10 protein-coding genes and 2 pseudogenes are annotated in these 11,224 nt (G+C 71.4%); 10 read left to right on the forward strand and 2 right to left on the reverse strand.

Annotated elements, in window-relative coordinates; translation table 11 throughout:
- Window positions 1-33: 33 nt before the first annotated feature.
- The 3 genes from AOK15_RS03170 (at window position 34) to AOK15_RS03180 (ending at window position 4,345) form a co-directional block, all read left to right on the forward strand.
- A complete protein-coding gene (locus AOK15_RS03170; protein WP_055512500.1) occupies window positions 34-1,737 on the forward strand; it encodes an IucA/IucC family protein in 1,704 nt (567 codons plus the stop codon).
- On the forward strand, window positions 1,734-2,924 hold the full coding sequence (locus AOK15_RS03175) for a type III PLP-dependent enzyme (RefSeq protein ID WP_055512502.1): 1,191 nt from the start codon (window positions 1,734-1,736) through the stop codon (window positions 2,922-2,924). The genes AOK15_RS03170 and AOK15_RS03175 overlap by 4 nt, the downstream gene beginning before the upstream one ends.
- 236 nt (window positions 2,925-3,160) lie before the next feature.
- Entirely contained in the window at window positions 3,161-4,345 is a 1,185-nt protein-coding gene (locus AOK15_RS03180) for a 4-hydroxybenzoate 3-monooxygenase (protein WP_055512504.1), read from the forward strand.
- A 63-nt stretch (window positions 4,346-4,408) separates the two neighbouring features.
- Here AOK15_RS03180 and AOK15_RS03185 read toward each other — a convergent pair whose 3' ends face one another.
- Window positions 4,409-4,753: a DUF8129 domain-containing protein gene (locus AOK15_RS03185; protein ID WP_055512506.1), complete on the reverse strand. Its 345-nt coding sequence runs from the start codon at window positions 4,751-4,753 to the stop codon at window positions 4,409-4,411.
- Window positions 4,754-4,893: 140 nt separating this feature from the next.
- Window positions 4,894-5,256, reverse strand: coding sequence for a DUF6479 family protein (locus tag AOK15_RS03190; RefSeq protein WP_055512508.1), 363 nt, complete (start codon window positions 5,254-5,256; stop codon window positions 4,894-4,896).
- A gap of 207 nt (window positions 5,257-5,463) precedes the next feature.
- Here AOK15_RS03190 and AOK15_RS03195 point away from each other — a divergent pair, with 207 nt between their 5' ends.
- The 7 genes and pseudogenes from AOK15_RS03195 to AOK15_RS46470 all read left to right on the forward strand — a co-directional run.
- Window positions 5,464-5,844, forward strand: a complete 381-nt coding sequence (locus AOK15_RS03195; protein ID WP_055512518.1) for a four-helix bundle copper-binding protein — start codon at window positions 5,464-5,466, stop codon at window positions 5,842-5,844.
- Between the two features lie 148 nt (window positions 5,845-5,992).
- Window positions 5,993-7,171 (forward strand): acyl-CoA dehydrogenase family protein, encoded by a 1,179-nt coding sequence (locus AOK15_RS03200; protein WP_055512511.1) that lies wholly within the window; start codon window positions 5,993-5,995, stop codon window positions 7,169-7,171.
- A 274-nt stretch (window positions 7,172-7,445) separates the two neighbouring features.
- Window positions 7,446-7,740: pseudogene (locus AOK15_RS46460) on the forward strand (beta-L-arabinofuranosidase domain-containing protein); the annotation flags it as partial.
- Between the two features lie 142 nt (window positions 7,741-7,882).
- Entirely contained in the window at window positions 7,883-9,310 is a 1,428-nt protein-coding gene (locus AOK15_RS03205) for a non-reducing end alpha-L-arabinofuranosidase family hydrolase (protein ID WP_055512514.1), read from the forward strand.
- A gap of 172 nt (window positions 9,311-9,482) precedes the next feature.
- On the forward strand, window positions 9,483-10,364 hold the full coding sequence (locus AOK15_RS03210; RefSeq protein WP_055512516.1) for an oxygenase MpaB family protein: 882 nt from the start codon (window positions 9,483-9,485) through the stop codon (window positions 10,362-10,364).
- Window positions 10,365-10,432: 68 nt separating this feature from the next.
- Window positions 10,433-10,928: serine/threonine-protein kinase (locus AOK15_RS46465; protein ID WP_240508287.1), on the forward strand; the 496-nt coding region annotated here is incomplete at its 3' end.
- 2 nt (window positions 10,929-10,930) lie between these two features.
- Window positions 10,931-11,224 (forward strand): annotated as a pseudogene (locus AOK15_RS46470) (protein kinase domain-containing protein); the annotation flags it as partial.

Genomic DNA, 11,224 nt, shown 5'->3' on the forward strand with positions numbered 1-11,224 from the left:
CTCCACCCCCCGCGTACCCGCTGGAGCCCGCGCATGCCCCCGCTGACCGACTCGCTCGGTACCGCTCACCTGCCCACCGCCGACGACGCCACGGCCCACACCCTCCTCAACTGCCTGCTGCGCGAGGTCTCCGGGCCCGAACGCCAGACCGCCGTCAGCGACGGCCACCTCCTGCTGAGACTGCCCCGCCGCGGCCCGCTGCTCCGCGTGGCGCTGCGCCGTACCTCACTGCTCGGTGCCCACCGTTTCACCGGCCCGGTGCACGAGCAGACCGCGACCGGCTGGACGGCACTCGACTGGCGCCGCCTCGCCGAGTACACCCACGACGAACTGACCCTGCGCACCGGTGTCCGCAACGACGAGTTCCTGCCCCAGATCGACTCCAGCCACCGCACCCTCGCCGCCGCGCTCGCCGACCGTGACACCGACCCCCGCGGGCGCCCCGACTACCTCGCCTCCGAGCAGTCCCTGCTGTTCGGGCACCGCTTCCACCCCGCCCCGAAGGCCCGCACCGGCGACGCCGACGCGTGGCGGTCGTACGCCCCGGAGGCCCGCGCCGTCTTCGCGCTGCGCCACCTCGCCGTACGCGAGGACCTGATCGCCCAGGAGAGTGCCGAGCCCGGCGCCACCGCCGTCCTCGACCCGGAACGCGGCGACGTCCCCGAGGGGTACCGGCTGCTGCCCGCGCACCCCTGGCAGTACGAGATGCTCCGCGAGCACCGCCTGCTGCGGGCCGCCCTCGGGCGCGGCGACATCCTCGACCTCGGGCCCGGCGGCCCCGAGTACGCGGCCACCGCCTCCGTCCGCACCCTCTTCGACGGCGACGCCTTCCTGAAGTTCAGCCTCAACGTCCGCATCACCAACTGCGTCCGCAAGAACGCCCGTTACGAACTCTCCGGCGCCGTCGCCCTCACCCGTGCCCTCGCCCCTGCCCTGGCCGACCTGGAGGCCCGCTTCCCCGGCAGCGCGCTGCTCCGCGAACCCGCCTACCGCAGCCTCGCCCTGCCCGGCCCCGACGGCACCCCCGACCGCACCCTGCTCGAAGGCTTCGGTGTGATCGTCCGCGAGGGCCTGTCCCGGCGGCTCCCGTCCGGCACGACTCCGCTGCTCGCGGCCGCCGTCGCCGACGAGTACCCCACCGGCCCGGCCCACATCTCCCGGCTCCTGTCCGGACGCGGCCCCGAGTCCGCGCTCGACTGGTGGCGGGCCTACCTCAGCCTCCTCGTCCCGCCCGTCCTGTCCGCCTTCTTCGACCACGGCGTCGTCCTGGAACCCCACCTCCAGAACGTCCTGATCTGCGTCGACACCGACGGCATGCCCGCCCGGGTCCTCTTCCGCGACCTGGAGGGCACCAAGCTCGTCCCCGACCACCACGCCGACACCCTCGCCGCGCTCCCGCCCGAGGTCGCCGGCCCGATGACGTACGACGCCCGGCGTGGCTGGGACCGGATCGTGTACTGCCTCCTGGTCAACCACCTCGCCGAGCTGCTCGCCGCCCTCGCCGATCTGCACCCCGAGACCGAGGCCGACCTGTGGGCGGCGGTCCGCGCGGTCCTGCGGGCCCACGCCGACGAGGAGAGCCGTCCGCCCCTGCTCGCCGCCCTGCTGGCCGGAGTGCCGCTGCCCGCCAAGGCCAACCTGCTCACCCGCTGGGAACGCAAGGCCGACCGCGAGGCCGGCTATGTCCGCCTGCCCTCGCCCCTCGCCGAGGACATCCTCCGCTGGAGCACCCGATGACCGCCCCGACCCCCGCCGTACGCGACCGTGTCCTGTCGCTGCAGCCGACCGAACTTCCCGCCTACGTCTACGACATGACGGCCCTGCGCGAGCATGCCGCCCGGGTACGGTCCGCGCTGCCCGACCGGGTCGAGCTGTACTACGCCGCGAAGGCCAACCCCGAGCCGGAGATCCTCACCGCGCTCGGCCCGTACGTCGACGGCTACGAGGTCTCCTCCGGCGGTGAACTCGTCCACGTCGCCGCGTCCGTTCCCGGCCGGCCGCTCGCCTTCGGCGGCCCCGGAAAGACCCCCGACGAGATCACGACCGCGCTGGAGCGCGGCGTCGAGCGCTTCCACGTGGAGAGCGAGCACGACCTGCGGATGCTCGCCGACCTGTCCCGGCGGGTCGCGCCGGGCCGACGCGTGGCGGTCCTCCTCCGCTTCAACCTCGCCGTCGCCGACGGTTCCCTCGCGGGCAGCGCCCTCGCGATGGGCGGGCGCCCCACCCCGTTCGGCATCGACCCCACCCGGGCGGCGGACGTCCTGCGCACCCTCACCGACGGGAGCTGCGCCCACCTCGAACTGCGGGGCGTCCACGCACACCTGGCCAGCGGCCTCGACGCCCCCGAGCAACTGTCCGTCGCCCGCTGGATCGTCGACTGGTCGACCGGCCTCGGCGTGCCCCTCGCCGAGGTGAACATCGGCGGCGGCATGGCCGTCGACTACACCGACCCGGACCGCCGCTTCGACTGGCCGTCGTACGGCGACGGACTCGCCCGCCTCCTCGCCGACCACCCCGGACTGACGCTGCGCATCGAACCCGGGCGCGCCCTGACCGCCTACTGCGGCTGGTACGCCACCGAGGTGCTGGACGTGAAGCACAGCCATGGCGAGGAGTTCGCCGTGGTGCGGGGCGGCACCCACCATCTGCGCACCCCGGCGACCAAGGGCCACGACCAGCCCTGCTCGGTGCTGCCCGTGGGGGAGTGGCCCCACCCGTGGCCGCGCCCCACGGCCGAGGGGGCCCGGGTCACCCTCACCGGCCAGCTGTGCACCCCCAAGGACCTCCTCGCCCGGAACGTCCACGCGCCGGGGCTCCGCGCGGGGGACAGGGTGGCGTTCTCCCTCGCCGGCGCCTACGCCTGGAACATCTCCCACCACGACTTCCTGATGCACCCGCACCCCGGTTTCCACTTCGTGGACTGAGCCGCCCTCCCCGGCCCCGGGCCACCGCCTCCACCGCTGCCACACCCGAACCGTCCGCCCTCCGCGACCGTCCCTCCGTGTGTGACCGTTGACAGGCGGGCGGGCCGGGCGCAGACTCATCCCCACAACTTAGTGAACTGAATTTCACCTGACGAACAACTGGCGAACAACTGACGGCCAAGGTCGGCTCCCGGAGGCGGGACGCGGCTCGTCCTCAACGGCGAGGAGTACTACTCATGCACACCACCGTCGGCATCATCGGCGGCGGCCCGGCCGGGCTGCTGCTGGCCCGTCTGCTGCACAACGCGGGCATCGACAGTGTGGTTCTGGAACGCAAGGACCGGGCGTACGTCGAGCAGCGGCAGCGCGCCGGAATCCTGGAGCAGGCCACCGTCGACGTGCTGCGGGCCTGTGGCGCCGGCGCCCGTCTCGACGCCGAGGGGATGCCGCACGACGGCATCGAGCTGCGCTTCGCCGGTCGTGCCCACCGTGTCGACTTCCCCGAGCTGACCGGTGGCCGTCGCGTGTGGGTCTACGCGCAGACCGAGGTCGTCAAGGACCTGATCGCCCTCCAGCTCGCCGACGGCGGGCCGCTGCTGTTCGAGGCCGAGGTGCACGCCGTGGAGGGCGTGGACGGCGACCGCCCGGTGATCCGGTACACGCACGAGGGCCGCGAACAGACCCTGACCTGCGACTACGTGGTCGGCTGCGACGGCTTCCACGGCGTGGCGCGCGACGCCGTCCCGGAGGGCGTGCGGACGACGTACGAGCGCACCTACCCCTACTCCTGGCTGGGCATCCTCGCCGACGCCCCGCCCGTCTACGACGAGCTGATCTACGCCCACTCCGAGCGGGGCTTCGCGCTTGCCAGCATGCGGTCGCCGTCCGTGAGCCGCCTCTACCTCCAGGTCCCCAACGGCACCGACCCCGCCGACTGGTCCGACGAGCGGATCTGGGACGAGCTGGACGCCCGGTTCGCCCTGACCGCGAACCCCGGCTGGCGGCTCAAGCGTGGAACCGTCACCGCCAAGGCCGTCCTGCCGATGCGCAGTCACGTCACCGAGCCGATGCGGTACGGCCGCCTCCTCCTCGCCGGCGACGCCGCCCACATCGTGCCGCCCACCGGCGCCAAGGGCCTCAACCTCGCCGCCACCGACGTCATCGTGCTCGCCCGCGCCTTCGCGCGGCTGAAGGAGACCGGGTCGACGGAGCTGCTCGACGCGTACTCCGACACCTGTCTGCGCCGGGTGTGGCGGGCCGAGCACTTCTCGTACTTCATGACCACGACCCTGCACGCCGACCCGGAGCAGTCCCCCTTCGAGACCAAGCTCCAGCTCTCCCAGCTGCACCGCGTCGCCACCTCGCGCCACGCGGCGGCCGAACTGGCCGAGAACTACACCGGGCTGGCGCTGGAAGGCTGACCGCCACCGCCGGAAGGGGCGCCCCGCGCAACGCGGGACGCCCCTTTCCGTACGCCGACGGACCTACGCGCGGTCGCCCTTCGGCCTGCCCCGCTGGTCCGGGGTGCCGTGCGGCGGCGGACTCATCGGCTGCGGCGAGGTCGCCGGCGACACGGGGGAGCCGGAGCGGCGGCCGTGCTGCTCGGGCCGCAGCGCACCGGGGTCACCCGATGTGGGCTCGGCGCCCGAGCCCAGCTGGTCCAGGCGCGCCGTCAGCAATTGGGTCACGGGCAGCCGGTCGGCGTGGTGGCGCTCGTACGTCAGCAGCTCCTCCACCTCCCCGGCGGTGAGCGACCGTACACGGCTCTCCAGGCCGCCGATCGGCAGATGGTCGTAGTCGGGCAGTGGCAGCGTCCGGTGGTCTGCCATGACTCTCACTCCCTCGTGCTCACTCGTGGCCGTACGCGCGCGTGCGGCTGCGGTGACACCGCGTGATACCGGGATCGGTCGGGGACCGTCCGGGCAGCGATCGGGCCCCTGCCGCAGCCGGGGCCCGCCGCGATGCGGTGTCAGTGGGCGCCGAGCCCACCGCTGCCGAAGGAGCCGCTGCTGTTCTTGCTCCAGCGGGGCCGCTTCTTGTCGGGGTTGGGCCGGGTGCCCTGGTTCCCGTGCACCTCGTACGGCGTCAGCCGGTAGTCGCTCTTCGGGATCTCGTCCGGTTCACGGTTCGCCTGCTCCTCGCGCACGGGGCCACCCTCGGGCAGCTTCGGCTGCTCCTCGGGGAGGGGGCGGCGCGGCTCACGCGCACGGACGCGCGCGCCCAGCCACAGGGCCCCGATCAGCACCGACACGACGACCACCCCGGCGATGAACGGGGCGGCGCCGCCCAGCACGCTGCGCTCTGCTGCGAAATTAGCCCATTCCGTGTTCATATCGGATGAATACCCCCAAAGGGTCGGGTGAACCTGGTCGGCTCACATGGGAGGCGGTCGGGGCGACCGTTCCTCGCCCCCGTGCCGGGGTGTGCACGGGTGCCCGGTCGGGCGCCGGGGGAAACGGAACTCGGCGAACCCGGCCTCGGCGAACCCGGCTCGGCGGCGCCCGCGTTTGACGGGCAGCGCTCCGGCTACCCGCCTCGGGTGACCTCGACGACGACATCCCAGCAGCAGGAACTCATCCGATTCCTCGAGGACCGCTTCGCGTGTGCGCAGGCGTGCACCGAATGTGCGCGTGCGTGTGCCCTGCGGGCGAGCCTCGCCGATCCGGACGGTCCCGAGGAGCAGGAGCACATGCGGCGCAAGGGCATCATGTGCGCGGAGGTGTGCGACGCCACCTGCCGGGCGCTGTCCGAGCAGACCAACCTCGACGAAGCGGCCGTCCGCGTCCAGGTCGAGTGGTGCCGGACGGTCAGCCTGGAGTGCGCCCGGGTCTTCGACGAGCACCCCGGCGCCGAGGAGAGCGCCCGGGCCTGCCGCGCCTGCGCCCGTGCCTGCACGGACTTCCTTGTCACCCTCGGCTGAACCGCCCGGCCCCTCGGGTCCACTCGGGCGCCACCGAGCGGCGTCGACGGCGATCGGCCCGACCGTCACCCTCCCGCGTGTTCCCAATTACTGGAACACGTTCTAGCGTGTGCGCCGTCAGGTCGGCCTTGGGGAGCCTGGAGGCGCCGTGCACCTCGAATACACGCCCGAGCAGCAGCGGTTGCGCACCGAACTGCGCGCCTACTTCGCCGAGTTGGTTCCGGCGGGCGCCTACACCCGGCACTCCGAGCCGGCGGCGCAGAAACGCTTCTACCGGGAGACGATCCGCCGCCTCGGCGCGGACGGCTGGCTCGGCGTCGGCTGGCCCAAGGAGTACGGCGGACGCGGCCTGACCGCCATCGAGCAGTTCATCTTCTTCGACGAGGCCGCCCAGGCCGGTGTCCCGCTGCCGCTGATGGCCCTCAACACCGTCGGCCCGACGATCATGCAGTACGGCACCGAGGAGCAGAAGTCGTACTTCCTGCCGCGCGTCCTCTCCGGCGAGATCGACTTCGCGATCGGCTACAGCGAGCCCGACGCCGGCACGGACCTCGCCGCACTGAAGACCCGCGCGGTGCGCGAGGGGGACGAGTACGTCGTCAACGGTCAGAAGATCTGGACGACCAACGGCGACACGGCGGACTGGGTGTGGCTGGCGACCCGCACCGATCCGGGCGCGCCGCCGCACAAGGGCATCACCATGCTCCTCGTCCCGACCACCGACCCCGGCTACTCCTGCACCCTGATCAACACCCTCGCCTCGCACGACACCACCGCCAGCTACTACGAGAACGTCCGCGTTCCCGTCTCCCGCCGTGTCGGCGAGGAGAACAAGGGCTGGCGGCTGATCACCAACCAGCTCAACCACGAACGCGTCACCCTCGCCGCCCACGGCACCATGGCGATCCGCTCCCTGCACAACGTCCAGCGCTGGGCCATGGAGACCAAGCTCGCGGACGGCCGCCGTGTCATCGACCTGCCCTGGGTGCGCCGCCGCCTCGCCCGGACCCACACCAGGCTCGACGCGCTCAAGCTCCTCAACTGGCGCATGGTCAGCGCCGTTCAGGACGGCACGCTCACCCCGCAGGAGGCGTCCGCCGTCAAGGTCTACGGCTCCGAGGCCCGCCGCGACGCGTACGCCTGGCTCATGGAGATCGTCGCCGCCGGTGGCGCCCTCAAGGAGGGCTCGGCAGGCGCAGTTCTGCACGGCGAACTCGAACGCGGCTACCGCTCGGCCGTCATCTTCACCTTCGGCGGCGGCAACAACGAGATCCAGCGCGAGATCATCGCCTGGATCGGCCTGGGCATGCCCCGCGTCCGACGCTGACGCGATGTGACGAGGCGAAGCAAGCCTCGACTGTCGAGGAAGTCCCGAGGGGTGTGGGGCACCACCACATCCAATGTATGGCTTGGCTACTGGCGCGCCGATCAAGCTACCAACCAGTACGGAGCAGGAGTTTGTGTCGCAAGGCTAGACAACAGGCTGGTCCATATCCGTTAATCCATCCCATGTATCAAAGGAGGGCGCCGATGGGTCTCTGACCCCTCGCTGGCTTCGGGCCTCCTTGCCGAGCCGCTCCATCGCCACCGAAGGGTGCACATTGTCCCCCTCCCTCAGTAGACGGCGTCTCCCGCAACCGGCCGTCACCACAGCCGTCTCGGCCGCCGGGTCCTTGAGCGGCGCATCGCCCGCCCATGCGGCCCTACCTCCCGCGAGGGCCGAACCGCACCCAGAACTACCTGCGGTTCGTGGATGTCGACCGGCTGCTGTGCAACTTCCGCGCCACCCGCAAGCTGTCCACCAACGGCGCTGGTGCCCCCGGCGGTTGGGAGGCACCGGCGGCCGCCGTCCGTTCCCACGTCCAAGGCCACTTTCTCGCGGCGTGGGCTCAGCTGGGTCGAGCAGCGAGCCCTGAGGGTCGGCAACGGCGTACGGAACCAGCTCTGTCCCGGAACTCGATCGTTCTCCGCCCCTCCGGTCGCCCGACACTTCGACCGTTGTTCGACATTCCGAACCCCTCTGAATCATGAGGTCCTCATGCGCAGACCACATCCCCTCCGCCGACGTCCGTCCGCGGTGCTCGCCGCCACGACCGCGACCTTGGTCTCGCTGGCGGCACTGCTCGTCGCCAGCCCGGCTGCCCAAGCGGCCTCCAGCGGCGCCCTGCGCGGCGTCGGCTCCAACCGGTGTCTCGACGTGCCGGGCGCCGCCCAGACCGACGGCACCAACCTGCAGATCTGGGACTGCCACGGCGGGACCAACCAGCAGTGGACGCTGACCGACAGCAACCAGTTGACCGTCTACGGCAACAAGTGCCTGGACGTCCCGGGCCACGCCACCACGGCCGGGACCCGACCGGTGATCTGGTCCTGCAACGGCGGTACGAACCAGCAGTGGCGGGTGAACGCGGACGGCACGGTCGTCGCCGTGGAATCCGGGCTGTGCCTGGACGTGTCGGGTGGCGCCACGGCCAACGGTACGGCGGTGCAGCTGTGGAACTGCACCGGCGGCAGCAACCAGAAGTGGACCGGTCTGTCCGGCACGCCCAACTCGTGTGATCTTCCGTCGACGTACCGGTGGAGCTCGACCGGCCCGCTGGCGCAGCCGGCCAACGGCTGGGCCGCGCTGAAGGACTTCACCACCGTGACGTACAACGGCAAGCACCTGGTCTACGCGACCTACTCCGACGGATCGTCCTGGAAGTCGATGGGGTTCGCTCCCTTCACGAACTGGTCGGACATGACCTCGGCCGCCCAGATCGCCATGCCCTCGTCCGCGGTGGCTCCCAAGCTGTTCTACTTCGCGCCCAAGAGCATCTGGGTGCTGACCTCGAACGGGTGGGGCACCCAATGGCCCTTCGTCTACCGCACCTCCAGCGACCCCACCAACCCCAGCGGCTGGTCCGCGCCGCAGCCGCTGTTCACCGGTAGCGTCCCCGACGGCAGCGCGATCGACCCGACCATGATCGCCGACGGCCAGAACATGCACATGTTCTTCGCCGGTGACAACGGCAAGATCTACCAGTCGACCATGCCGATCGGGAACTTCCCGGCCAGCTTCGGCTCGTCGTACACGACGATCATGAGCGACACCGTGAAGAACCTGTTCGAGGCGCCGGAGGTCTACAAGGTCCAGGGCCAGAACCAGTACCTCATGATCGTCGAGGCTCGCGGTGCGAGCGAGCAGCGCTTCTTCCGCTCGTTCACGGCCTCCAGCCTGAACGGTCCGTGGACCCCGCAGGCCGCCACCGAGTCCAACCCGTTCGCGGGCAAGGCCAACAGCGGCGCCACCTGGACCAACGACATCAGCCACGGTGACCTGGTGCGCAACAACCCCGACCAGACCATGACCATCGACCCCTGCAACCTCCAGTTCCTCTACCAGGGACTGTCCCCCAACGTCCCGTCGGGCACCGACTACATCAAGCTGCCGTACCGCCCGGGCCTCCTCACCCTCCAGCGCTGACCCGCGCACCCCTCACCGGAAGGTGGTGACCGTGCCTGCTGGGCACGGTCACCAGCGGCTTCCACTCCGTCCACCCGAGAAAAGCGGCGCGTGTCCGCTCACCCATTCGGGGGGATGATGCTGAACGGTCGACCAGACGCGCGAGCCGACAGCCAACCCGAGGTGACCTCACATGACCGTGACCGGACCCGACGGCGTGGGCGTCCCGCACCGGGGCGACCCCGGACTCTTCGGGCCCGACTCGGTGACCTGGCAGACCCACGGCGATCCCATGATGTGGATCGCCGGGGTCCGCGCCCTCTACCTCCAGGCCCTGCACCCCCGGGCCGTACGCGGCGTCATGCAGAACTCCGACTTCCGCAAGGACGCCTGGGGCCGGCTGCTGCGCACGGCCGACTTCGTCGGCACCGTCTCGTACGGCACCGCGGAGGCCGCCGAGCGGGCCGCCGCCCGCGTCCGGAAGATCCACAGCATGCTCACGGCCACCGACCCGGACACGGGGGAGCGGTACGGCGTCGACGAACCCGGACTGCTGCTGTGGGTGCACTGCGCCGAGATCGACTCCTACCTGCACATCCTGCTCCGCTCCGGCTTCCCCCTCGGCGAGGCGGCCGCCGACCGGTACGTGGCCGAACACCGCGTCAGCGCCCGCCTGGTGGGGCTCGACCCGGCCGACGCGCCCGGCAGCCGCGCCGAGTTGGCCGCGTACTTCGATCGGGTTCGCCCCGAACTGGCCGCAGGGCCGGAGGCGCGCGACGTGGACGACTTCCTGCGCCGCCCGCCGACCCACCCGTTGCTCGTACCGGCACGCGAAGCGCTCTGGCGGCGCGTGGCCAACCTGGCGTACGCCTCCCTGCCGCCGTACGCCCACGAGTTGTACGGCAGACCGGCCCCCGCGCCGACGGTCGTCACCCGCCGCCTGCGGCGCACCGGCACCCTGCTGCGCCGCGTTCCCGCACGTCTGCGCTGGCAGCTCCCGCCCAAGCACATCCTGAGGGCCATGGAGCGGCTCGGCCCCGGCACCCGCCCGGCACCATACAAAGTCATGAGATAGGTCGCCATACTGGACATCGGACAAGCCAGGGGAGGGCGGGTCCGTACGGACGGGGGCGATCGTTGGCGATGACGGACACCACGCTGGTCCAGGGCCGGTACCGGCTGCTCGATCTCATCGGGCGTGGCGGCATGGGCGAGGTCTGGCGTGCGAGAGACGAGTCACTGGACCGACAGGTCGCGGTCAAGTGCCTCAAACCCGTCAACACCCGGCAGGACCAGTCCGTCACCGGTGTGCTCCGCGAGCGGTTCCGGCGGGAGGCGCGCGTCGCCGCCGGCCTCCAGCACCGGGGAGTGACCGTCGTCCACGACTTCGGCGAGTCCGACGGAGCGCTGTTCCTCGTGATGGAACTGCTTAAGGGCCGCAACCTCAGCCAGCTCCTGGAGGACAACAGACACCATCCACTGCCCGTCGCCGAAGTCGTCGAGGTGGCCGGGCAGGTGGCCTCCGCCCTCGCCTACACCCACCGGCGGGGCATCGTGCACCGCGACCTGAAGCCCGCCAACATCATGCGGCTCACCGACGGCACGGTGAAGATCTGCGACTTCGGCATCGCCCGCCTCGNNCATCGCGATGGGCACCCCCCACTACATGTCGCCGGAACAGATCAGCGGCGGCCAGGTCGACCGGCGCAGCGACCTGTACTCGTTCGGGTGCGTCCTCTACGAGATCGCCACCGGAGTACCCCCGTTCGACCTGGACGACGCCTGGGCGGTCCTCATGGGCCACCGGGACACCGTGCCCCTGCCCCCGCGCAGCCACCGCGAGGACCTCCCCGCGTACCTGGAGCGGCTCATCCTGGACCTGCTGGCCAAGCAGCCGGAGGCCCGCCCCCAGGACGCCCGCGAGCTGGGCCGCCG

It is taken from the genome of Streptomyces ossamyceticus, from assembly GCF_001418475.1.
Taxonomy (GTDB): domain Bacteria; phylum Actinomycetota; class Actinomycetes; order Streptomycetales; family Streptomycetaceae; genus Streptomyces; species Streptomyces ossamyceticus.

Bases quoted from the DNA above. Each gene is read 5' to 3' on its own strand.
- AOK15_RS03170 (WP_055512500.1), top strand. From the start codon at position 34: ATGCCCCCGCTGACCGACTCGCTCGGTACCGCTCACCTGCCCACCGCC.
- AOK15_RS03175 (WP_055512502.1), top strand. From the start codon at position 1,734: ATGACCGCCCCGACCCCCGCCGTACGCGACCGTGTCCTGTCGCTGCAG.
- AOK15_RS03180 (WP_055512504.1), top strand. From the start codon at position 3,161: ATGCACACCACCGTCGGCATCATCGGCGGCGGCCCGGCCGGGCTGCTG.
- AOK15_RS03185 (WP_055512506.1), bottom strand. From the start codon at position 4,753: ATGGCAGACCACCGGACGCTGCCACTGCCCGACTACGACCATCTGCCG.
- AOK15_RS03190 (WP_055512508.1), bottom strand. From the start codon at position 5,256: ATGAACACGGAATGGGCTAATTTCGCAGCAGAGCGCAGCGTGCTGGGC.
- AOK15_RS03205 (WP_055512514.1), top strand. From the start codon at position 7,883: ATGCGCAGACCACATCCCCTCCGCCGACGTCCGTCCGCGGTGCTCGCC.
- AOK15_RS03210 (WP_055512516.1), top strand. From the start codon at position 9,483: ATGACCGTGACCGGACCCGACGGCGTGGGCGTCCCGCACCGGGGCGAC.